We start from the raw sequence: 22,515 nt of genomic DNA, 5'->3' as shown, positions 1-22,515 counted from the left end.
ACAACGTTCCCCATTTACACATTTTAATCTCCTATCAGGACTGTAACACAGCCAGTCTTAATCACACCATCGCCACTGCCCGCCGCTGGGGACGGCTTACTTTCATCATCGTCATAAATCCAGTCAAGGATCGGTTTGAGAGCAAATTTGATACTGGCATCTCCTCCCAGACCGAGCGCCGCTGCAAGCTCACCGGACACCTTAAGGTTAAATGAATAATCAGTGCTATCAATCCAGGTTCCCACGCCTGCAGAAGCGCCAGCGCTCCCTGCACTCCCTGAAAGTTTGCCATCGGCAACGACTACGCCATAAAAATCGGCTTTAGCCGTCGCCTCTCCTTTGACCGCCGCGGCTTCTGCGCCAAGTTCAACATTAAAACCATAACGCCCTTTATTTCCGTCATATAGTTCACTGACGGCCTTCGCTTCAGCGGTTGCCAGGTATACATCCCCACCGACGCCGCCGTATTGTTGCCCTTCTTTTCCAATGCTTCCCGAGGCGCCATATTGTATCGCGGTGGCGTTTGCATTGAGATTAATCGCCCCGTAATCAGCTCGATCGGTCACTAACGTGCCACTGGCAGTCGCCACCCCTACTTTAGTACGTACCTCGCCTTTATATTTATCCTGGCTTTTTGTATTCCCGACCGTGATATCGGCAAGTGCGAATCCGGCTGAAGCCGTATCAGGTTTTCCAAAGCCGGATTTATCTTCAAGGCTTGCATAGGCGCCAAGCACACGGGCGTCGTAAACATCACCATGTATAGCACCATCTTTACCCGCATCCTTCGCCGCCGTACCGCCCCAGTATTGCGGAGGTGCGGGTTGAGTGGATGCGACCGCAGGGGTCGCTGAGGTATTGCAACCCGTCTTGTCACCTTCCCTGGCGAGAGGCAAACCGTTCACAAATACCGTTGTTGAACCACTGAGAATACTTCCCTGACCATGTTGGGAGCATGAAAGCGGGTCGCCTTTTCGTGCTGCCGGAAATCCGCCAATAATTACGTTGGGACTTCCGCTTTGAATTGGGCCAGTATGTGCGCTGGAATCAATGCGCGCTCTGGCGGCTGGTTTTCCCATAATAGCGTTCTCTGTACGCAGATTAACTGTTAACTTTTACAATCGCGCCCTTAATATCGGTAAGGTTAGTTCCCGTTATACTCACCGTATCATTTGCCTTGAGCTCGGTATTGATCCCATCACCTAGTTTTGTAAGCTCATCACCTTTGAAGATGGCTTGTTCCACAGCCTCTGCTTTGAGGTTGCCCTGGCCTACGTGAATCTCAATGGTATCCGGGGCGATCAGAATATAGTTGTCTTTAACTTTGAGTTTAATCGTGGTCACAGATTCCAGCAGCGCGTTACCTTCTTTATCCATGGTCAAGACGGTTTGATCTTTCCCAACGTTTATAACGTGCTTGTTACCAATATTATGCGTTTCATTATTACCTACATCTGATTTCAGGTTCCGCTTAATCGTAATATTCTCATCCTGTCCGATGGTTTTTCTACGATTGACACCGACATCATGAGTTTCAGAATTTTCAATATCCGTATCCATATTTTTTTCTGCATGGATCCAGATCTGCTCGTGCCCGGCTTTATCTTCAAAACGGAGAATATTGGCATTGTCTTTATGGCCATCTTTGCTGCGGCTATAAAAGCCCATCTGCGTCGCCGCAGCCGGCAGCGCCCACGGCGGCATGCTCGCGTCGTTGTACACGCGCCCGGTAATGATCGGACGGTCCGGGTCGCCGTTGATAAAGTCCACCACCACCTCATCGCCGACGCGCGGGATCTGCACCCCGCCATAGCCCTGGCCCGCCCACGCACTCGACACGCGCACCCAGCAGGAGCTGGTGTCATCGCCCTTCGCCAGACGGTCCCAGTGGAACTTCACCTTCACCCGACCGTATTTGTCCGTCCAGATACTCTCCCCGTTCGGCCCCACCACTTTCGCCGTCTGCGGGCCGTAGGTGCGCGGCCACGCCGTGCTCTGCGCCGGACGGTACACCACCGCCGACGGGATGACCGTGAAATCGGTCCGGTGAATGGTCTCCCCCTCGCCGCTGGCATAGCGGTTCTCTTCGAGGTGGTAACCCGCCGCCGTCACCAGATACTCACCGTTGTCGCTGAAGAACGGCGCGTTGGTTAAGGTGAAGGTGTGCCCCGGCGCAATCCCCGCCGCCGTCGCGGTGGCCTGAATCTGCTGGTGCTCCACCTGCCAGCGCTCCTGACGGATGCGGGCATAGAACTCCCCGTGCCCCTTGTCCACAAAGCGACCCGGCCAGTCGTACACGTCGATGCTGCCCGGCTTCGGCGACGCCGGGTTCTGCTGGGCCTGGAACAGCCACGCGTTCGGCTTGCGGAAGTCATAGTCGTCGAGGCTGTAAATCCCCGGCGTCACGCTGTCCTCCAGCGCCCACTGGCTGATGCCCTCTTCATCCGTACTGCCGCCTGACGGCGTCTGGTGGTAAGGAATGACCTCATAGCCGCTGAATGGCTGGTACTGCGTGGCGGCGTCGGTGAGCACCAGGGTGTGCTTGTCCGCCTCATGGCGGAAGTGATACGCAATCCCCTCCAGCTCCATCAGGCGGCTGATGAAGTCCAGGCTCGACTCCTGATACTGCACGCAGTAGTCCCACACCCGGTAGCTGCCGGTGAGTTTGTCCTCAACGTTAACCTGATGCTCGCCGAGAAGGGTTTTCACAATCTGCGGCACCGTCTGCCCCTGGAAAATACGCAGGTTACGGTCGCGCTTCATCGGCCACAGGTCCGGCTCCACCGTCAGCTGGTACACCGCATAGCGGGTGCCCGTCAGCTCAACGGCGCTGACCGCCACGCGGGTAATCTTGCCGTTAACATAGCGGGACGTCAGCAGGCTCTGCGTCGGGATGGTCACCGTGACCGGCTGGCCCAGCAGCTTACTGCGGTCGATGCGCGCGTCCGTGCCGAGCACGGTCAGCGTCAGCGCGAACGACTCGGACATCGCCTCGCGGCCCGTCAGTTTCCAGAACAGAAGCCCCTCCACCGGGAGCTGAACGGTAATTCGGTTGAGCATAATCTTTATTCCATCTAGCTTATGCGATGCAGAAAAGGGGTTCGCATCTGTGATAAAGCGTCATTCAAGAAAGGGGCTTTTCCCTCTTGATCATCCAAAAAACAAGAGAGTAGATTTTCAGTAACTCTGAAGTGACAAATAAGCCTACATTCAACCAGATGTTTGAAATATCAAACATACTTACCAAAAGAGGGAAAAATGAGACCGAACATCTGAATGAAATCAAGCGAAATAATTCCTGAGCAAGGGCAAATTTAATCGCTCCGATCTTTCGCTTGAAGAATAACCAGGCCGAAGTAAACAAAGAGAGTAATAAAAGTAAGTCAAGCACAAAAAAAAGCATGACCAAAATGCTGAAACCATCACCTGCATAATAATGCAACGAATCACTAACTGCTTTTGCGTCAGAAATGAATGGAATTCTGTCGTGGCGAACTGAATTCACGCAATAAAGCAATATTGCGAGAAGATCCATGCTTCCCCAGAAATACCATAATTTGCTATTTAAATGAGCGAGGTTATTTTGCGTACGCCCGATATTGTTATTTACAAAAATGGGGAGGCACATATTGGCTTCAACTCAACTCTCCGGGTTAGGATTAAATTCAAAACGCATAAACAGGAGAGACAATCTTCTCGAATTCCCTGGATGAAGCCTCTGGCTTCGAAGATCGTACACTTCCATAGTCTCTCCTGTTTAAATTCCTACGGATTCACCAGCCAGGTGCCCGGCTTGGCAATATCCAGCGTCTGGCCACGCGTTCTTCCGTTGCCCTGCAGTTCAATCTTCGCCTCTCCGGCCGGCAGCTTGAGCGATGCATAGCCGTTGGTTCCCGGGCGCAGCGCTTTTGGCTCGCCGTTCACTTTCAGCGTTTCGCCGTCGAGGATGCGGATATAGACCAACGCAACAGGGCTCGCGACAGGCGGTGGCGTCTGTTGCGCCGTCGCCTGCTCGCTCACCTTCGCCGTTTCTGGCTTCACGTCTGGGGCGTTCGCGGCGGTTTCGGTCGAACGCGCCTCTGCCGGTGCCTGCGCAGCCTGCTCAGGCGCATCTGTGCCGCCGCTAAACAGCATCGCCCCGGCGACAATACCCACCAGCACCCCTGCGGCAACCATGCCCGGGATCTTGTAGCGGCGCCAGTCGAGCAGCGAAGCAGGTTGTTCCTCCTCCACCGGTACCAGCATCGTGCCGGGCTTTTTCGCCGTCAGCACATCGTTGATACCGGCGACCGGCATCTCTATCAGCGCGGCGAACTCGTCGATGGACTGCGGACGGTCCTCCATGTGCAGCGCCAGCGCGCGGTCAATGGCCTGCAGCAGCGGAATGGAATAGCCCTGCGGCATGATTTCCACCAGCGGTTTGCAGGTATCCTGAATAGAGCGCACCACGCTGACCGGCGGCGGAGAACCCACAATCAGGGTACGCAGCACCGCGCCGAGGGCGTAAATATCCGTCCACGGGCCCTGCTCGCTTTCGTTGTCGTCGGTGTACTGCTCAATCGGCGCAAATCCCGGACGCAGCATGGTTTCCGTTTCGTCGGAGAGATTACCGATGGTGCGTCGCGCGGAGCCGAAATCGAGCAGCACCGGCAGGCCGTTATCCTGGATCTGAATGTTATCCAGAGAGATGTCGCGGTGCAGGTAGCCTTCGTCGTGGATGGTCTTGATCGCACCGAACAGCATCGGCAGCGTGCGGCGGATCCAGGCTTCGTTGATCAGCTCCGGCTTTTCTTCCCGCAGGCGCGACAGCGTGGTGCCGCTGTAAAACAGCGTCCCCATATAGGCCGTGTCGTTTTGCACCCAGAAACGCAGGACGTGCAGCAGGTTCGGGTGGTTAAAGCGCGCCAGCAGACGCGCTTCCTGAATAAAGCTGTTCAGGCCCGCGGAGAACGCTTTGCCAAAGCGCTCGCTGCGCAGCACCAGGGTCATGTCGTCGCCGCGCACGGCGAGCGAGGAAGGCATAAATTCTTTGATAGCGATAGTGCGTTCGAGCTGGTGATCCCACGCGCGATAGACAATGCCAAAACCGCCGCCGCCGATCACCTCTTTGATTTCAAACTCGTTGAAGCGGTACCCGACCGGGAGCGCGTTTGGGACAGTCCGATTGTTATCATTATCCGTCATCTTTTACAGTTCTCTTGATGATTATTACGCGGCAAACTGACAGTGAAACTCGCCCTGCTCGCAGGTGACGTGCAGACGTCGGTACTGCTCGTCGCTGCGGCTGGCGGTAAGTAAGATCTGGCTCATCTGAGGCAGCAGAGTGTTGGTCAGAATAGCGTCCACCATGCGGCCGCCGGACTCCACCTCGGTACAGCGCTGAACAATTTGTTCCACCACGCTGTCGTCAAACTCAGAAATAATGCTGTGATTCTCTTCCAGACGACGCTGAATGCGCTTGAGCTGCAGGCGAACAATCTGCCCCAGCATCTCGTCGCTGAGCGGGTAATACGGCACCACCAGCAGACGGCCCAGCAGCGCGGGCGGGAAGACCTCCAGCAGCGGCTGGCGCAGCGCGCCGCTCAAGGCGTCCGGCTCCGGCACCAGCTCCGGATCGGCGCACATGGCGCTAATCAGGTCGGTGCCGACGTTAGACGTCAGAATAATGATGGTGTTACGGAAATCAATGTGGCGCCCCTCTCCGTCTTCCATCCAGCCTTTATCAAAGACCTGGAAGAAGATTTCGTGGACGTCCGGGTGCGCTTTTTCAATTTCGTCCAGCAGCACCACGCTGTACGGGCGGCGGCGCACGGCCTCGGTCAACACGCCGCCTTCACCATACCCTACGTATCCCGGAGGCGCACCTTTTAAGGTGGACACGGTGTGCGCTTCCTGGAACTCACTCATGTTGATGGTGATAACGTTCTGCTCGCCGCCGTACAGCGACTCCGCGAGCGCCAGCGCGGTTTCGGTTTTACCGACGCCGGACGGGCCGCACAGCATAAAGACGCCCACCGGTTTGTTGGGATCGTCGAGCTTCGCCCGCGAGGTTTTCACGCGGCGGGCAATCAGATCCAGACCGTGACGCTGGCCGATAACGCGCTGGTTCAGCGTGTCGGCAAGGTTTAGCACCGCGTCGATCTCGTTTTTCACCATCCGGCCCAGCGGGATCCCGGTCCAGTCAGAGACCACCGCGGCAACCACGTTTTCATCCACCGCCGCAAACAGCAGCGGTTCATCACCCTGTAAGGCGTTCAGCGCCTGCTGCTGTTCCGTCAGCTTGCCGCGCAGCTCAGCGGTATCTTCCTCGCCCGCCGCGAACAGCGCGGCGCGCAGACGGATAATCTCCTGCACCAGACTGCGCTCTTCTTCCCAGCGCCGGGACAGGGCTTCGCGTTTTGTCTCATACGCGTCACGTTCGGCGCGTAACGTTGCTACGCGCTCAGCGTCTCCGGCACCGACGCGCGCCTCGCGTTCTGCGATCTCAATTTCCACGTCCAGCGCGGCAAGATGGCGCAGGCAGTCTTCCAGCTGCGCAGGCGGCGCGCTCTGGCTGACCGCGACGCGGGCGCAGGCGGTGTCGAGCAGGGCAACGGCTTTGTCCGGCAGCTGACGCGCCGGAATGTAGCGATGCGACAGCTTCACCGCCGCGCTGACCGCTTCGTCAAGCAGCAGAACCTGGTGGTGCGTCTCCAGCGGCGACACGGTGCTGCGCAGCATCAGAATGGCTTTCGCTTCGTCCGGCTCGTGAACCTGCACCGTCTGGAAACGACGGGTCAGCGCCGGGTCTTTCTCGATGTACTTTTTGTATTCCGCCCAGGTGGTGGCGCCAATGGTGCGCAGCTGACCGCGCGCCAGCGCGGGCTTCAGCAGGTTTGCCGCATCGCCGGTCCCCTGCTGGCCGCCTGCGCCAATCAGGGTGTGGATCTCATCGATAAACAGAATAATCGGCGTGGCGCTGGACTGGACTTCATTAATGAGTGCCTGCAGCCGGGCCTCGAACTCGCCTTTCATGCCTGCGCCAGCCTGCAGCATGCCGATATCCAGCAGCCACAGCTGAATGTTCTGCAGCGGCTCCGGCACGTCGCCGTCGGCGATACGCAGCGCCAGACCTTCCACCACCGCCGTTTTCCCGACCCCGGCTTCCCCGGTCAGCAGCGGGTTGTTCTGGCGACGACGCATCAGGATATCCACCATCTGGCGGATCTCCTCGTCGCGCCCGACAACCGGGTCAATCTTCCCGTCGCGGGCGCGGGCGGTCAGATCCTGGCCATACTGGGCCAGCGTCCCCTGCGCAGCCGGTACCGCACCCGCCGGCGCATCGACGGCAGCAGCGGCCTGCTGCGTCTCTTTGCTGTTGGCGCAAATAGCGTCGAACTGCTCAATCAACACCTCGACGTTAAGGCGGGTGAACTGCGACGAGATGCTTTTCAGCACGTTGGCCAGATTCCAGGTTTTCAGCATGCCGATCAGCAAATGGCCGCCGCGAATGCGGCTGACGCCAAACTTCAGCGAGCCGAAGACCCAGGCGCGCTCCACGGCGCTGTCGATGTGTTCGGAGAGATCGGAAACGGAACTCGCCCCGCGCGGAAGGACATCCAGCGCGGCAACGATATCGCGCGTCAGCTGCTGTTCATCAAGGGCAAAGTGGCGGATGACCTGCTGCAGATCGCCATCCTGCTGCTGCATCAGCTGATGCAGCCAGTGCACCAGCTCAACATAGGGGTTGCCGCGCAGCTTGCAGAACGCAGTGGCGCTTTCCAGAGAGGTAAATAACAGCGTATCCAGTTTGCCGAAAAGCACGGCACGGCTTATTTCTGACATGTTCGGTTCCATTGATAACAATGCGTTAGAAAAATTATCGCTCTGCGCAATACACCAGATCGCCACGCGGGACAGGCCGCGGCTGAAGGCCCAGCCAGGTGTTGTAGCCTAATCGCCCGGCACCGCCGAGCGTGGTGCCCTGCACCGCGTCTTCACGCAGGATCACCCGTGTTTCCCATTCAAACTCCACCCCGACGTACTGACGCACCCAGTCACGCAGCTCGGTGACCCACGCTTCCCCCGGCAGAAAACGGTTGTACTCCTCCGCGCTCAGCGGGCCAATGTCGATGCGAAACTTATGCTGCACGTCGCGGACGGCGACGCCGAGAAAAGCGGACTCACCCATGCGCGGCATGCGGCGTCCTGCTCCCAGCTGCGCCTGCTCGCGCGTGGAAAGCGGCATCCACTGCGGCACGTTGCTCACCAGCTTAACCGGCGCCTTAAAATAGCTGCGCAGGATCTTCTCCAGCCCCTCCGGATCCCGCCCGTGACGGGTCAGGTGTCCGGCGTGGGTAAAGCGGGCATGCGAGCTCAGGCTGCCTTTGTTCATCTGACCCGGCTGCCCCATGCCAATCAGCGACGCCAGGTAGCCTTCAAAGCGCCTGTTATCCGCGCGATCCAGCGAGACGGTGGGCTGCGCATCCGCCCAGGCGCGGTAAAACAGCAGCGCAAGGCGGTGATGGAACAGATCGGCAAACGCGCTGAGGCTGGTGTCCTGATGATGATAAATACGCTCGCGGGCGTATTCGGTCATGTGGACCGGCAGCGGGCCGTTCGGGCCAAACAGGCCGAAGCTGAGGATAGACACCTCATGCAGCCCGCTTTCCTCCCGCTGACGTACCTGGGCCAGCGTCGACGGGGCAAAACTCATCGACGGCTGCTGGCCGATGCGCAGCGGTTCAAATTTTGGCAGCGGCGCGCGGCCCAGCGGGTAGCGCTCGCCGCCCTGGGCATCAATGCGCCTTAACAGCTGAAACAGATCGTAGCGCCAGGGCGTCTCGCGGACCCCGTGCCAGAACGCATCCGGCAGCTTCGTCAGGCGATGCACGCGCAGCGGTGCAGCGGTGTCACTCATATCAGCGCCCTTTTACCCATGCGCGGCGCCCAGTAACCAATCTCGCCGCGCTGCTGACTTTTCAGGGTGAACTCCGTAAAGCTGTTGATCGACACCAGACGGGCAAAGAGACGCTCCATCACGCTGCCGAAGAGCCACGGACTGGCGCCGGAAAAGGCTCGCTCATCCACCGTCAGGGTAATGCCGATCCCGCGGGCGAAAACGACCGGGCCGGGTTCAGGCACGCGGCGGTGAACCGGCTCCAGCACGCAGTGACGAACGCCTTCCACCTGACGCGCCACGGGCGTTTCTGCCAGGTTGGCGTACAGCCCTAGCAGCTGTCGCAGCGCGGCTGCGCCCTCTTCGTTTTCGCTGTCCATCAGGCTGAGGTAGTTCATCTGCAGCTGGCTGATGAGCCGCCAGGTGCTGAACCCTTCGGCCAGCGCCGGACGCGGCGGCGTCGGGCCTTTACGCAGCGTGAGGGATTTCACCGGCATGGAATCGGCCATAATGAACTGCCCGAGCTCCTGCTGCAGCATCAGCGGCAGATCGCGGCTGGTGCAGAGCACCTCGGCAGAGATATAGCGCAGGTTTTCCTGCCAGGGGGCGTGCTGTTCATCCACCAGCGAGACAAAGACCTCCGAGCCGATATAGCCGGTACGGGTGCCGTAGCGCAGGGCGTGTTCGGACAGCACGCGCTGTTCGCGGCGCAGGGAAAAATAGGCCCCGTAGTTGCCCGCATCGCCGCTCCAGGTGCTCCAGAACGGACGAAACGTCTGGTCATCACGCTGGCCGTCCGCGCTGCCATAGATTTTTTTGACCGCGTAAATTTCATAATCCAGCGGACGAATGTTATCGACCACCAGATGGTATTCATGCTGGCCTTCATTCAGCTTCTGACGCGCCGCGACCTTTGGGAACAGGTTGATGACCGGCGTGCAGTGCAGCGCCAGGTGGCTGGCATCGACCACGCGCTCCAGCTGTTCATCCGACTTATCCAACAGAATAAAGATATCGAAGGCTTTTTCGTCTTCACAGCGCTGGATGAGCTTGCTCAGGCCGCTGAGGCTAATGAAGCGGAAACGGGCCGGAAAGGCGAAATACTCCTGCAGCAGGCGATAGCCGTCAAAGTTGCGCAGATCGTCCGGAAGCAGCGCCTGGTCAGGCTCAAAACCCTCCTGGCGCAGCGCATCCGACGCCAGCAGCTGTCGCTGCGGCTGCGGGCCGACCGTCTGACAGACGATCCCAACGTGGTGCTCCATCACCAGCTCCAGCAGCTTCAGCGCTTCAATGTCCGGACCGCCGAGGAAAAATTCCAGACGGTCGAAATCCAGGTGCCCGAGGTTTTGCGGGCCGTCGCAGGCGATGCGGATCCGCAGAGCGCTGCCGATCCCCCGCTGGCTCAGCCCCAGCTGCGCGAGCGGCAGATCGGCGGGCACGCCGCCCAGCTCGACCTTGTCGATTTTCAGCGGCAGCAGGTTGACCTCGTGCGCCGTGGTATAGCTGCAGGTCACGCCGGTTTTTTTCAGCGCCAGGCTGTCCATCATGGTACCGCGCGGCACAATGAAGCCCTTGCTCAGGTCACCCCTGCTGCTGTCGGGCTCAATCTCCGCGATCGCCATCGACGGCGTGGGCGCAAGATAGTTCGGCGCAATCATCTCCAGCAGACGCTGAGAGAAGCGCGGAAACTCCGCGTCCATTTTCATCTGCACGCGGGAGGTCAGGAAGGCGAAGCCCTCCATCAGACGTTCGGTATACGGGTCCGCCACCTCGATGCCGCGCATGCCCAGCCGCCCGGCGACTTTAGGATAGCGTTCGGCAAACTCGGCCCCCATTTCGCGCAGGTAGGCCAGCTCACGGTTGTAGTATTCGAGCAGTTTACTTTCCATGATTACCCCGCATCTTTCAGTTCAAAATGGCCGTTTTCCAGATCGACATCGGTACGAAACAGAAACTCCAGCGGGTAAGGCACACACCATAAACGCCCTTTGATCTCGATGGAGAGCACGTTGTGCAGATCCAGCGAGGAGGTATCCGACACGCAGCGGACCTGCAGGCCCTGCGGCAAAATGCGCGGCTCAAAATTGATGATGGCCTCGGTGAGCTTGCGCTGAATGTCGTGCCATTCGATGTCCGACATTCTTTTCCCGGCCAGCGGCGCGACGCCGAAGTTAACCACCGAGCGGCTCACGTGCGGTAACGCGCTCAAATCACCGGAGGCATCGTGGTTGATGGTATTAAACAGCCACTGCAGATCGCGCAGGACATTGCGGCGCAGGGCGGCGTGGGTGATCAGATTGCTGTTGGCCGACTCGCGCTTTTTTTCCGGGTCGTTATCGGTGAGGCGATCCAGCAGCGAGGGCTGCATTTTGTCGCGCGCCCCCACCTTCTCCTGCTTGCTGCGGGCTTGCCAGCCGCTGCGCAGCAGATCGCCTTCGCCAGCGGGATTACTCATCGGCTCCATCCGTTGCAAACGTCACGAGGCTGAGCGACAGCAGCGGACTTTCGCTTAGCTCGCTCAGCCAGGCCTTCTGGCCCTGGCCTTCATACAGCGTGCCGTCAGTATCGAGCGGGTGCCAGTCGGTGGTGCGCCCCAGTTTGACCGCATCAGAGGCATCGGCTGCAAACGGATAACGCGCCGGGATCTGACACACCTGCTCCGTACCGTCGGTCAGGCGCACCAGGGCGTGACGCCAGACTAGATCGGTCACGCTGGCGGGCGCCTGGAAACGGATCTCCGCGATAGCGCTAAAGGGCAGCCAGAAATAGCGGCCGTTCACGATGGTTTCGCAGACCGGGCCGAGACGGGCGTCGCCGTCCATCAGCCAGTCAAAAGCCTGCGTCTCCTCATTTTCGAGGGCGATGTGACCAGGGTTTGCCTGAGCCTGTTCAAGCGCTTCAAGACGCAGCGCCCGGGCGCGCTCGCCCTCCTCGCTCAGCGCCGCGGCAAGGGTGGTCAGCCACGGCCACTGGGTTTCAGGCATGGCCGGACGCGCCTGTCCCGCCATCACCTGCGCGCGCTGCAGCTCGCCCTGGATGGACTGCTCCAGCAGCGTGACGGTGGGCTTCGCCTGCGGCTTCAGCGCCAGCCAGCTTTTCAGCTGGGTCAGGGCGCGCGTCCAGTTGCCGCTGAGGGTTAAAAACTGTACGAACGCGGCGCGGAGATCGGCATCCGCCGGACGGGCTTTGATTTCAGCTTCAAGGCGCGCGAGCGCATCGTTGAGCGACTCGCCCGCCAGGTGTTGATAGAGCGTATTCATAGCCATTCCTTAATTCGCCGCGCGCCATGCGCCGACGGCCGGATCGCGCAGCTGAGGACGCAGGGTGTCAATCAGAACGATATTCAGCGGCGTGCCGGGTGCGACCCAGGCGCTCCAGGTTTTTTTCACCGCCGCGATACGCGCCTGCAGCTTTGCATCATCGCTGGCGGTTTCACGGGAGATCTCCACCGCGACCGTGCCGTTGCTCTTCCAGCTGTTCAGGGCGTTGTCGTAAGGCAGGATCATCCAGCTCTGGTCGCTGTTTGGGGTGCTGAATACCATGCGCTCTTTGTTGACGGAAGTGATCAGCGCGTTTTCCGGATCGGCGCTTTGATTCAGTCCGGTCACCGGGAAGCCATGAATGTAGGTCACCGCCATCTCTTTCTGCCCGCCGTTGCGGGACTGCGACACAACGGTGTGTCCGCTCAGCCAGCTGCCGTTCCCGCAGCGGGTGGTGTCAGAATCCGGAATAAAGAGCGCCGGAGCGGAAGCGCCACCTTCCCAGAAGGTGCGCAGGTGGCAGCCGTCCTGCAGGGTGAATTCCTGCCACGGCGTGCGGTCGGCCGCGACGGTGCGGGATGCAGCGTTCTGGTCTGGCGGCAGTAACGCGCCGCTGGCTGGGGTTGCGGTGACGGTCGCAGCAGGCGCGGCCTGCTCCTGTTTCACCACCAGCGCCCAGTCCTGCGCTTTGCCAGCCGTGCCCTGCGCCAGCGTGGTACCCGCCGGATCGTTGAGCGTCCAGCTAAGTCTATTCACTTTGCTGCACTGGTGTTCCAGCAGTGAGCCAAGACGCGGCACAAAGTTCTCCAGCACGGAGACGTCTTTCTTGCCGTTTGCCACAATGCGCAGCGCCACCTCAGGCTTACACCAGCTCTGCGGCGTGTTGTCTTTGATGTTGTCGATCCAGATATCCAGCTTCTGCGCAGGAGACTGCACGATGCGGAAATTTTCAGCCTGAGCGGTGGAGGTCGCCGCCAGAAGTGCCAAACCCGATAGCCAAAGTTTCATATCGTTCCTTGTGTGTCTAATCAGTTCCGCAGGGAAGAAATTGTGCTGCGTCAGAGAGGGTATGCAGCAAAGTGGTGTCCTGAGGGTTGCCCATCCATACCGCCAGGGCAGTATAGTTATCCTGAGCATTCCCCTCCTGTTCGCCATTCTTTTGAATGATTTGGTTCATTAAGGTCAGCCACTCCTGCGGCGTATTGACCATATGCAGCGACTGCTTCATTTGCTCTTCGCTGACGCCGTGCCAGAACCCGTCGGTGCACAGTAAAAAGGCATCGCCGTCCTCAACCTGCACCACGTCGCTGTAGCTCGCTTCCGGCCCGCCGTTTTCAATCCCCAGCGCCAGATAGAGCAGGTTGCTGTTCAGGTTGTCGGTCTGGTGCCCGGCATCTTTCATCTGCTGCACCAGGCTGTGGTCGGTAGTCACATGCCACAGCCATCCCCGGCGAAACAGGTACAGGCGGCTATCTCCGGCGTGCGCCCAGTAGGCCAGCCCGTAATCACGGTCAATGAACAGGCTGACCAGCGTCGTGCCCATCCGGCGATAGTCCTGTACGGCCTGCTGTTCGCTGAGAATGGTGCGGTTCGCCGTCTGCACGTAGTCGCGGATGTGCTGCGCATTAAGATGTTTGTCGCCATCGAAGCGGGAGATAATGCTGTTGCGGGCCAGCGCTGCGGCCACCTCGCCGCCCGGCAGCCCCGCGATGCCGTCGCAGACGACAAAGCAGGCTGAACGTTCCCCTATGGTTTCTCCCGTCTGATCCTGGTTGCTGGCGCGCGTCCCCTGGCGGGAGAGAGAAGCCGTTGCGATATTCATTTGTCTTCCGATCCGCTCTGTGAGTCTTTGTACTGATTGACCTCCATGTCATACGCATGAAGGAAGGCCTCGCCGAACAGGGTGTGGAAGTCATCCTCAATCTCGCCCGCCGTCTCGCCATAGCTGCGAACAAAGTAGTCCCACAGGGCGGCTTTGCGGCTGCCCGGCAGCGCCAGACGAGAGGTCATCCCGTTCTGCTTCGCCTGCTCTTCCAGCTGCTCCGGGTTAAAGGACTGCAGCATCGCGGCGATAATGGCGCGGATGCCGGAGATCATGCCCAGCTGGTGCGCCTGCAGATCGATCAGCGCGTCGCGCACCGATTTGGTCGGCGGCATAAAGCCCGGCATTGGGGTGCCGAACATCTGGATCAGCACGGTTTTGCCGGTCGGCAACAGCTTGAACGGGTTGTTGGCATCGTCCAGCACCATGGTCATATCGGCTTTCACGCCGCGCTTGAGGATTGAGCGCGAGGAAAGCAGCGCCACGGTCCCCTGAGAGAACATGCCGAGGATCTGCCCCAGCTGACGCATATTTTCACGGTCAAACTGCGGGACGGGCTGCATTTCGCTCAGCCCCATCCCCTCCAGCAGCGCTTCCAGCAGTTCGCCCTGCAGCACTTCGCCCTTCTCACCGCTGTTTGCCGTGGTGGTTGGTGAGGCGGCGTTATTGACCGGGTCGATGCGCAGGCGGCCCTTCGGGGCCTGAGCGCTGCTGCGCGCAACGGCCTGTGGCGTAGGCATGGTGAAGCCTGCGTAATCCGGTCGCGCGGGCTCTTCTTCAGCACGCGGTTCTTCCTGCGGCTCTGGGGCGAACAGCGGAGAATCGGCCAGCACGTCCTCTTCCTGTTCAGGTTCAGGTTCAGGTTCCGGCACTGGCGCAGGCTTCTCGGCAATAATGTCATCCGGATGGGTTAGTGGCGCGCCGCCCATCAGCCCGAGCGGGTCGTCATTACGCGCGGCTGGTGCGCTGGCCTTACCGCCAAACAGGGCCAGCGGATCGAGCTCATCCGTCGCCTCTTCTTCTGGCTTCACGGGGCTCCTCTCGCCCGGCGGCACCAGCGTTGACGGGGTGACGTCGTCAAAAATACTCTCTTTTTTGAACAACGCTTCGTCGCTGAACAGCGTGTCCGGATCGACATGCTTACGCTCGAGTTTTGGATCGCTGTCGTTGAACATCGCCAGCGGATCTTCGGCGTTACGCTCCGGGGCCGCAGGCTGGGAGAACGGATCGTGCGATGCAGCAGGCTGCGGTTTTGTACGGTTGCTGGAGATGCTGTCGGAGATGGAGAACTCCTGCATCAGGCTATCCCAGATCTCCGTTGGCACGGCGGTCGGCTCGGCTTTCCCGCGCGGTGCGGCACTTGCCGGTTTCGGTTGAGGCGCTGGCGCGGTCGCGGGTGCGGCTGTCGGACGCGCCTGCTGGTGCAGGCTGGCCGCCATACGGCTCACGGGCTGGGTATCGTGGATCAATTCGGTCACTTCGATACGGTAGTCATCAATACCGAGAATGTCGCCATCCTGCAGTTCAACCTGACGCCCTCGCTCCAGCGGAATGTCATTTAATACCACGCGGGTGACGCTGCCGCGGTTGGTCACGCGGCATTCGCCCTGGGCGTCCACGTGAACAATGGCCTGCAGACGAGAGATGGTGCGGTCATTATCCGGCAATACCAGATTGTTATCCGTACCGCGCCCAATGGTGCCGCCCGGGGCGTAAAAATCACAGCTGCTTTGCGGCGGCTGATGACCGGGTTTCGTAGAAATAATCGTGAATCGCATGGCGTATTCCTGCTGGTATGATTAGCGCTCAAACGCTGCCGCTCTCGGGGCGAGAACGGCGGCGTTTGGGGCCGGATTCCATTGATTCTATTTTGCGGTTTTGAGCGGACGAATCGCGTCGCTGTTGGCGATTAAGCTGCACTTTAAAACCTGATATTGACCCGGTTCGGTACCGCCTACTTTCTCTTTCAGTAAAGAAACAATCACCTTGTCAGCTTTTTCAAAATTCTCTGCAGGGAGATTGCTTGCTTCCAGCCATGCGGCCGCGCTGGCCTCTGCATCGTCTTTCAGACTTTTACTGTCCGCAATCTTACTGATGCATCGATTTTGCACCCAGTTTTCAAAGATTTGTTGCTGAGAAAAAGCGCTGACATCAGGCAGGGTTTGGGCATAAACAGCAGAGGCATTTATAGCCAATACCAGCAGTAATAAACGTTTCATTTCAGGCTCCAGAATGTTGCGTTGGTCGGAATAAACGAACCATTACCCGGTGAGCCCAGAAAATGGCAATCATCAGAGCAAATATTACCATTCCAGAGTGTGACATGCCCGGTTGCGTCGCTCCAGCCGTGCCCGGTAAAGATGATAATGCCTTGTTTGCCTGCAAATTGCGCAGGAGTGGGAGAAGAGACAGACATATCGGCATTGCCCAGTACCGTGGGTAGAAATGCAATCATATCTTTAACGCGGAACATATAGCGCTTTTTGTCGTTTCCGGTCACTGTCGCATATTTACTGTTAGAAGGAATAGGAATGCCACAGTAATTTAAAACGTAGCTCATACGAATTGGGCAGGCATTTTTAAAAATACCGGCGTCGATATTATGCTGAACTTTTCCACCCAACAATTTGCCAACCTGTTCTACGCTTACGTTCACTTCTCTGAATCTGTTCCAGGCGGCACCAAAAGCAGGACGCATTTGAGACATCTTGTTTCTCCTTGATAAGAAGCTCCGGATAAAGTGAGCCCTTTCGGGCCCACTATTATTACGCTTCTTTGTTCTCTTTGATGTTCCAGCCAGCGCTGCTTTCAGCACCTTTACCACCCGACGTGGTCTGCTCCCAGTACTGCTGTTTCACTTTCGCAGCCTGGAATGCATAGGTCACACCAACGGTGTCGCCGTTGTCAGCACCGGTGTACTGAACAGAGGTCACCAGCACATCTTCCAGCGTGATGCGGGAGTATTCCACCTGCTGGCCGCCCGCTTTACAAACGGACAGTTCAACTTTAGTCAGGTGTTTACCGCTGGCGCAGTGTTTCAGGATAGCGGTGGTGGATTTGTCGATCAGCGCGTTAACGTGCAGGTCGTTAAAGTTAACTTTACCGGCACCGCCGCCACCGCCAACGCTCATATTACCTGGCTGGGAAGCGCCCCAGGAGAAGGAGGTAATATCAGTCCAGCCGGTGTGGTTAGAATCTTTCGATTCGCCCGTAACACCCTCGACCTTCAGAAACATATCAATAGCCATAATATCTACTCTTCGTGGATGAACAATATTGCTTTCGAAAAAGCACTTATATGGCAAACAGGAAAGCATGGGGCTGAATAAAACCGTCCATATTTTACCTCTGCCTCATATCAAATGACCCGTGTCATTTGACAGTCTTACATTCTCCCGGAATAAATGGAAGGAATGTGAAGTCTTTTACTACTCTGGGTTATCCTGGATCCAGCTACGGTCAGGATCGCCAATGATGACTTGCGGAACCAGTTTGTTCAGTTCGTCGCTATGATAAAGACGTATACAGTTTAAGGTTACGCCTTTGACATCGGGTTTTCGCTCTGAATGAAAACCATTAATTTGATTTTTATATTTTTGGATGAGGGCATTCACTTTATCCGTGCCATTTTCAGCATCAAAAGGTATCCACTCAATAAATGCGCTCGCACTTCTGGCCGCATCAGCAGAAAACTGACTGCCTTTATCTGCCACCTGAGCAAGACAGCGCGCCAGAACTAAATCTTTTAAAACCTGCCGGTATGTTTGCTGATGATAAAAATCAGGATAGTTATTTCCGGCACACACATAAAAGGTCATAAATACGAGGAAAAAACAGAAATGTTTCACCTTATATCCTTTGCCATCGGCCCCACAGCGCATCAGCTATCCAATTCCAACCGGTTCAGCAGTGGAGCGTTCTATAAGCCAGTCCGATGTTGACAGGGGCTTAATTCTCCCATTGCATCGGAAATGATTTCAGAAGCCCGCCGTTTGCTCTCCTGCTCAGATAAATGGGCAAAGCGAGAGTAAAGAAATTCATGAACCGTATTGGGCAAAACCGGATGACCTTTACACCAGGCCTTCCCCTCTGATGCATCAACCACGCCTAATAGATACATATCCGCCTTAATGCGCTCGCGTTCATTCGTTTTTGAAAGCCAGGCACTGGCGAAGCGCGCTGCGCTGAGATTGAAATCGTACCCCGTTAATAAGCCCGGGTCGCGAAGCAAATTTGACGTATCATCCTGCGGTAATGCTGTTGCGTCAGGATAAGAATAATTTCCCGTTTGTGCTTCTGCCAGAGACGCGATAAACAACAAAGCGATTGCAAACAGGTTTATTTTATTCATTGTAATATCGCGTTAGTGGAATACCTTAATTAAATATAAGCCAGCACGAGGTATTAACGTTTCTCTTTCCATTTCTCTGCAACAACGTAGATACCTATCGCTAATGCATTAAGTCCAGCACATAAGAATCCATGCATTGCGATTTGCGGGACATCTTCTGGCCAGTCAAAGATAAACAGATAGTAGCCGGATACCGTCACAAACAGCATGAATGAAATAATTAACAACGCATAAACCATTAAATAGATGATGAATTTTCTTGTTATCGCTTTCACAGGTAAATTCATTAGCTATCTCGTACTCACAATAAGGCTGCCGGCCCCAGGAGGCCGGCTATCTGCATCACGCGTCTTTCGTCTTCAGCGACGGCAGTTTAGATACCAGACGCAGAGAAACGGTCAGACCTTCCAGCTGGTAGTGTGGACGCAGGAAGAACTTCGCGGCGTAGTAGCCCGGGTTGTCCTCAATCTCCTGCACCTGCACTTCCGCAGCTGCCAGCGGTTTACGGGACTTGGTCTCCTGAGAGGAGTTAGCCGGGTCACCGTCGACGTAGTTCATGACCCAGTCGTTCAGCCAGCGTTCCATCTCTTCGCGCTCGCGGAAGGAGCCGATTTTGTCGCGCACGATGCACTTCAGGTAGTGGGCAAAGCGGCAGCAGGCGAACAGGTACGGCAGGCGTGATGCCAGGCGCGCGTTAGCGGTCGCATCCGGATCGTGGTACTCCGCCGGTTTCTGCAGGGACTGCGCGCCGATGAAGGCGGCAAAGTCGGAGTTTTTGCGGTGAACCAGCGGCATAAAGCCGTTTTTCGCCAGCTCGGCTTCACGACGATCGCTGATGGCGATCTCGGTCGGGCACTTCATGTCCACACCGCCGTCATCGCTCGGGAAGGTGTGGCACGGCAGGTTTTCCACCGCCCCGCCGGACTCCACGCCGCGAATCGAGGTGCACCAGCCGTACTCTTTAAAGGAGCGGTTGATGTTGGCGGCCATCGCGTACGCGGCGTTCGCCCACGAGTAGCTGTTGTGGTTCGCGCCGTCGGTCTGCTCCTCAAAGTCAAAGCTGTCGACCGGGTTGGTGCGAATACCGTACGGCAGGCGCGACAGGAAGCGCGGCATCACCAGGCCCAGATAGCGGGCATCTTCCGATTCACGCAGCGAACGCCAGGCGGCGTATTCGGTGTTCTGGAAGATCTTGGTCAGGTCGCGCGGGTTGGCCAGCTCCTGCCAGGACTCCATCTGCATCACGCCCGGCGCGGTACCGGTAATGAACGGACAGTGCGCCGCAGAGCCGATGCGCGCCATTTCACCCAGCAGCTCAACGTCCTGCGGGCTGTGGTCGAAGTAGTAGTCGCCCACGATGCAGCCAAACGGCTCGCCGCCGAACTGACCGTACTCCTGCTCGTAGATTTTCTTGAAGATCGGGCTCTGGTCCCAGCCCACGCCCTTGAAGCGCTTCAGGGTACGGCCCAGTTCCTGCTTGGAGATGCTCATAAAGCGGATCTTCAGCATCTCGTCCGTTTCAGTGTTGTTCACCAGGTAGCTCAGACCGCGCCAGGCGCTCTCCAGCTTCTGAAACTCTTCGTGGTGAATGATCTGGTTCACCTGCTGCGACAGCTGCTCGTCGATACCGGCAATCAGGTTCTGAATGGTACGGTAGGTATCGTTCGAGAAGGTGACGGTATTTTCCAGCGCCTGCTGCGCCAGGGTTTTGACCGCGCTTTCGACGGCGGAGCGGGCCTGATCGGTTTTCGGGCGGAATTCTTTGTTCAGCAGCGCGCTGAATTCATCCTGGCTGAACGCCTGACCCGCCTGCTGCTCGTGTTGTTGAGTCTGGTTGCTCATCGATTATTCCTCGCTACCTTTCGCGCTTTCGTCATTTTTCGGCAACTGGCTCAGGGATTTGAGCAGCGTCGGATCCTGCAGAATTTTAGCGATCAGCTCTTCCGCACCGTTTTTGCCGTCCATGTAGGTCAGCAGGTTAGAGAGCTGGGTACGCGCTTCAAGCAGCTTGTTCAGCGGCTCAACCTTGCGGGCCACCGCATCCGGCAGGAAGTCGTCCATGCTGTCGAAGGTCAGATCCACGTTGAGCTTACCTTCGCCGGTCAGCGTGTTATCCACCTGGAACGCTACGCGCGGCTTCAGCGCCTTCATGCGTTCGTCAAAGTTGTCGATGTCGATTTCGAGGAATTTACGCTCGTCTACGGCCGGCAGGTTTTCCACCGGTTTGCCGACCAGATCGGCCATGACGCCCATCACAAACGGCAGCTGAATTTTACGTTCTGCACCGTAGATCTCTACGTCGTACTCGATCTGCACGCGGGGAGCACGGTTACGTGCGATGAATTTCTGCCCACTATTACTCATTGCCATGATGTTCTCCATCAAAGATGCGCGGTGAAGGTGAAACGGCAGGCTCCATGCCTGTCGTCATAATGCCTGGACGCGCTATTCGCGGCGCCCAAAGATGTTTTCCAGTTGGTTAACGCCGTCTGGCGCCAGGTCGCGAATAATGTCCATAAAGTTAAGTTCTGACAGCCGCTGCACCCGTTCAATCATCAGCGGTGCGGGGTGGCTCGGTTCGTACTGCGCAAAATACTGCTTCGCTTTTTCCAGCATCAGCTGCGCGTCGGCGCGGCTGGTGACCTGTACGCTTCGCCAGTCGGTGACCGGCTGAGCGGGCTGCGTTGCCGCCGATTGCTGCCCGGCCTGTGGTTCTGCCTGCGCCTCACGGTTCGGCAGCAGCTTGCTGATGTCGGTCACCTGACACGCGCTGGCTACCAGTCCGACGGTTTTCAGCAGCTGCTCCATCTCGGGCACGCCGCTTTCACCGAGATGCCCGGTGAGCAGCTCGCGAATCGCCAGCAGCCGTTCGTTAATGACGATAACCGCTGCGGTTCCCGGCTGGTCGCCGCGGGCCAGCTCGTCAATCAGCCGTGGGCGGCCGCCGGGATAGTCCGGACATTCCGTCTTACTGCCGTCCAGCAGGGCCTGGGCATCCCGGAGCGAAATTTCATCGCCGTTTGAACGCAGAAGCGAGGCGTTTCGCACGGCGACGGTGAGGTCGGATTTATCGCTGAGCCCCGCCAGGGCGTTAATGCGATAGAACGGATCGGTTTCGCCATACTCTTCCAGCAGCGGATAGAGCGGTTCCCAGTAACGGGCGATCGCCTCCTGCACCAGCAATAATCCGTCCGCGTAGCCCGCCAGCCCGCGGCGGCGCGTCCAGGCATGGGTTAACGCCAGCAGGACGCGAAGATCTTTGGTGCGGGTCAGCAGGCTAGTGGCGTATTTTTCTACCGTATTCCAGTCTGCGGGCTCTGCCGGGATAATGGTGTCGCCAAACTGCTGTTCCGCTTTCCCAAGACTTGCCTGATTCATGATCTGGAAGTCGGCGTCGTACTCCAGGTTTTCGCCGCAGGGCTTGTCGGGGCTTATTGGCGCGAGAAATTCTTCGATATTCATAAGATCCCTGCTTATTCAAACATGGGCGGATAGAGACCGTGACGCCCCGGACGGGCGCCCCCTGCCGGGTCGAACAGCAGGGTGAAAAGCTGCCCGGTAAAGTTACCGCTGTGCACGTGGGTGTATAGCGGGTAACCGTCGCAGCGGTTGGTCCACCAGTAGCTGGTCTGACGCAGCGGATCAAAACACTCCGCCGCCTGAGGCCAGCCCAGCGTGCTCTGGCCGTCCTCGTCATAGCCAATCACATCCAGGATGTCGGAGCGCTTTTGCGGCTCGACGGGCTGCGGCGCCGGAATGGTCATCAGCATCTCATCCAGCTGCGAGGCGGAAAAACTGTTGCGCACCGCGTGCAGCCCCAGGCGCCCAATCTGCTGGTACCAGCTTTCGGCCTGGCTGAGCAGGCTGGTCGACCACTCTGACGGGGCGAAGCTCAGCTGAAGGCAAACCGGGTACTGTCGGCCAACGCTGTCGCGGCCGGGCAGCAGACAGCCCATCTGGATCATCTGGCTGCCCAGCATGGGCGGTACCACATAATTCCAGACTGGCGCTTTCTGGAACTGGCGCTCGCCGCTGCGCTGCTCTTCCTGCTGCCAGGCCAGCAGACCGACCTGAAACCAGTGTGACCACTGGCGCTGTAAAGTGTCAGGAAAGCGACGCTGCAAAAAATCTCCGGCGCTGGGTAATTTGCCATACCAGCTGTAGCGGTTCATCGCAGGGGTATTCGTCATACGGCTGTCCTTGC

Annotated in this window: 22 protein-coding genes; all 22 read right to left on the bottom strand. The window is 58.0% G+C overall.

Annotated features, from left to right (window positions below):
- Window positions 1–23: 23 nt before the first annotated feature.
- Window positions 24–1,079 carry a PAAR domain-containing protein gene (locus tag ACDO57_RS03775; RefSeq protein WP_024909805.1) on the bottom strand — a complete coding sequence of 352 codons (1,056 nt, stop codon included), beginning with the start codon at window positions 1,077–1,079 and terminating at the stop codon, window positions 24–26.
- A gap of 22 nt (window positions 1,080–1,101) precedes the next feature.
- A complete protein-coding gene (locus ACDO57_RS03770) occupies window positions 1,102–3,060 on the bottom strand; it encodes a type VI secretion system Vgr family protein (protein ID WP_370883534.1) in 1,959 nt (652 codons plus the stop codon).
- A 64-nt stretch (window positions 3,061–3,124) separates the two neighbouring features.
- Window positions 3,125–3,535 (bottom strand): hypothetical protein, encoded by a 411-nt coding sequence (locus ACDO57_RS03765; RefSeq protein ID WP_231103384.1) that lies wholly within the window; start codon window positions 3,533–3,535, stop codon window positions 3,125–3,127.
- A gap of 230 nt (window positions 3,536–3,765) precedes the next feature.
- The gene (locus ACDO57_RS03760) at window positions 3,766–5,184 is read right to left on the bottom strand and encodes a serine/threonine protein kinase (protein ID WP_370883533.1); all 1,419 of its coding nucleotides are present in this window, start codon (window positions 5,182–5,184) and stop codon (window positions 3,766–3,768) included.
- Between the two features lie 24 nt (window positions 5,185–5,208).
- Window positions 5,209–7,824: a type VI secretion system ATPase TssH gene (gene tssH, locus ACDO57_RS03755; RefSeq protein ID WP_024909845.1), complete on the bottom strand. Its 2,616-nt coding sequence runs from the start codon at window positions 7,822–7,824 to the stop codon at window positions 5,209–5,211.
- A 34-nt stretch (window positions 7,825–7,858) separates the two neighbouring features.
- Window positions 7,859–8,899, bottom strand: coding sequence for a type VI secretion system baseplate subunit TssG (gene tssG, locus ACDO57_RS03750; protein ID WP_248272673.1), 1,041 nt, complete (start codon window positions 8,897–8,899; stop codon window positions 7,859–7,861).
- A complete protein-coding gene (tssF, locus tag ACDO57_RS03745) occupies window positions 8,896–10,767 on the bottom strand; it encodes a type VI secretion system baseplate subunit TssF (RefSeq protein ID WP_090419874.1) in 1,872 nt (623 codons plus the stop codon). Before tssF ends, tssG begins: the two co-directional genes overlap by 4 nt.
- Window positions 10,768–10,769: 2 nt before the next feature.
- Window positions 10,770–11,333: a type VI secretion system baseplate subunit TssE gene (gene tssE, locus ACDO57_RS03740; protein ID WP_024909842.1), complete on the bottom strand. Its 564-nt coding sequence runs from the start codon at window positions 11,331–11,333 to the stop codon at window positions 10,770–10,772.
- Window positions 11,326–12,138: a type VI secretion system accessory protein TagJ gene (locus tag ACDO57_RS03735; RefSeq protein ID WP_370883532.1), complete on the bottom strand. Its 813-nt coding sequence runs from the start codon at window positions 12,136–12,138 to the stop codon at window positions 11,326–11,328. Before ACDO57_RS03735 ends, tssE begins: the two co-directional genes overlap by 8 nt.
- Before the next feature lie 9 nt (window positions 12,139–12,147).
- Window positions 12,148–13,146, bottom strand: a complete 999-nt coding sequence (locus ACDO57_RS03730; protein WP_370883531.1) for a hypothetical protein — start codon at window positions 13,144–13,146, stop codon at window positions 12,148–12,150.
- Window positions 13,147–13,162: 16 nt separating this feature from the next.
- Window positions 13,163–13,960, bottom strand: a complete 798-nt coding sequence (locus ACDO57_RS03725) for a PP2C family serine/threonine-protein phosphatase (RefSeq protein WP_008502637.1) — start codon at window positions 13,958–13,960, stop codon at window positions 13,163–13,165.
- The gene (gene tagH / locus ACDO57_RS03720; RefSeq protein WP_370883530.1) at window positions 13,957–15,738 is read right to left on the bottom strand and encodes a type VI secretion system-associated FHA domain protein TagH; all 1,782 of its coding nucleotides are present in this window, start codon (window positions 15,736–15,738) and stop codon (window positions 13,957–13,959) included. Before tagH ends, ACDO57_RS03725 begins: the two co-directional genes overlap by 4 nt.
- An 87-nt stretch (window positions 15,739–15,825) precedes the next feature.
- On the bottom strand, window positions 15,826–16,179 hold the full coding sequence (locus tag ACDO57_RS03715) for a T6SS amidase immunity protein Tai4 family protein (protein ID WP_061714910.1): 354 nt from the start codon (window positions 16,177–16,179) through the stop codon (window positions 15,826–15,828).
- Window positions 16,176–16,667, bottom strand: coding sequence for a type VI secretion system amidase effector protein Tae4 (locus ACDO57_RS03710; protein ID WP_032645536.1), 492 nt, complete (start codon window positions 16,665–16,667; stop codon window positions 16,176–16,178). Before ACDO57_RS03710 ends, ACDO57_RS03715 begins: the two co-directional genes overlap by 4 nt.
- Before the next feature lie 58 nt (window positions 16,668–16,725).
- Window positions 16,726–17,208: a type VI secretion system tube protein Hcp gene (locus ACDO57_RS03705; protein WP_008502640.1), complete on the bottom strand. Its 483-nt coding sequence runs from the start codon at window positions 17,206–17,208 to the stop codon at window positions 16,726–16,728.
- Between the two features lie 180 nt (window positions 17,209–17,388).
- Window positions 17,389–17,808, bottom strand: coding sequence for a T6SS amidase immunity protein Tai4 family protein (locus ACDO57_RS03700; protein ID WP_231103383.1), 420 nt, complete (start codon window positions 17,806–17,808; stop codon window positions 17,389–17,391).
- Window positions 17,809–17,879: 71 nt separating this feature from the next.
- Window positions 17,880–18,311: a Rap1a/Tai family immunity protein gene (locus ACDO57_RS03695; RefSeq protein WP_061714908.1), complete on the bottom strand. Its 432-nt coding sequence runs from the start codon at window positions 18,309–18,311 to the stop codon at window positions 17,880–17,882.
- Between the two features lie 53 nt (window positions 18,312–18,364).
- Window positions 18,365–18,598, bottom strand: a complete 234-nt coding sequence (locus ACDO57_RS03690; protein WP_061714907.1) for a hypothetical protein — start codon at window positions 18,596–18,598, stop codon at window positions 18,365–18,367.
- 55 nt (window positions 18,599–18,653) lie between these two features.
- Window positions 18,654–20,153 (bottom strand): type VI secretion system contractile sheath large subunit, encoded by a 1,500-nt coding sequence (gene tssC / locus ACDO57_RS03685; RefSeq protein ID WP_014884232.1) that lies wholly within the window; start codon window positions 20,151–20,153, stop codon window positions 18,654–18,656.
- Window positions 20,154–20,156: 3 nt separating this feature from the next.
- Window positions 20,157–20,681, bottom strand: a complete 525-nt coding sequence (gene tssB / locus ACDO57_RS03680; RefSeq protein ID WP_008502644.1) for a type VI secretion system contractile sheath small subunit — start codon at window positions 20,679–20,681, stop codon at window positions 20,157–20,159.
- Between the two features lie 75 nt (window positions 20,682–20,756).
- Window positions 20,757–21,773, bottom strand: coding sequence for a type VI secretion system protein TssA (gene tssA, locus ACDO57_RS03675; RefSeq protein ID WP_024909833.1), 1,017 nt, complete (start codon window positions 21,771–21,773; stop codon window positions 20,757–20,759).
- An 11-nt stretch (window positions 21,774–21,784) separates the two neighbouring features.
- On the bottom strand, window positions 21,785–22,501 hold the full coding sequence (tagF, locus tag ACDO57_RS03670) for a type VI secretion system-associated protein TagF (protein ID WP_024909832.1): 717 nt from the start codon (window positions 22,499–22,501) through the stop codon (window positions 21,785–21,787).
- Window positions 22,502–22,515 lie beyond the last annotated feature (14 nt).

Source organism: Enterobacter cloacae complex sp. 2015409, from assembly GCF_041365315.1.
Lineage (GTDB): Bacteria > Pseudomonadota > Gammaproteobacteria > Enterobacterales > Enterobacteriaceae > Enterobacter > Enterobacter pseudoroggenkampii.
Note: the sequence above shows the minus strand (reverse complement) of the source record. Positions and strands in the feature narration are given on the sequence as shown.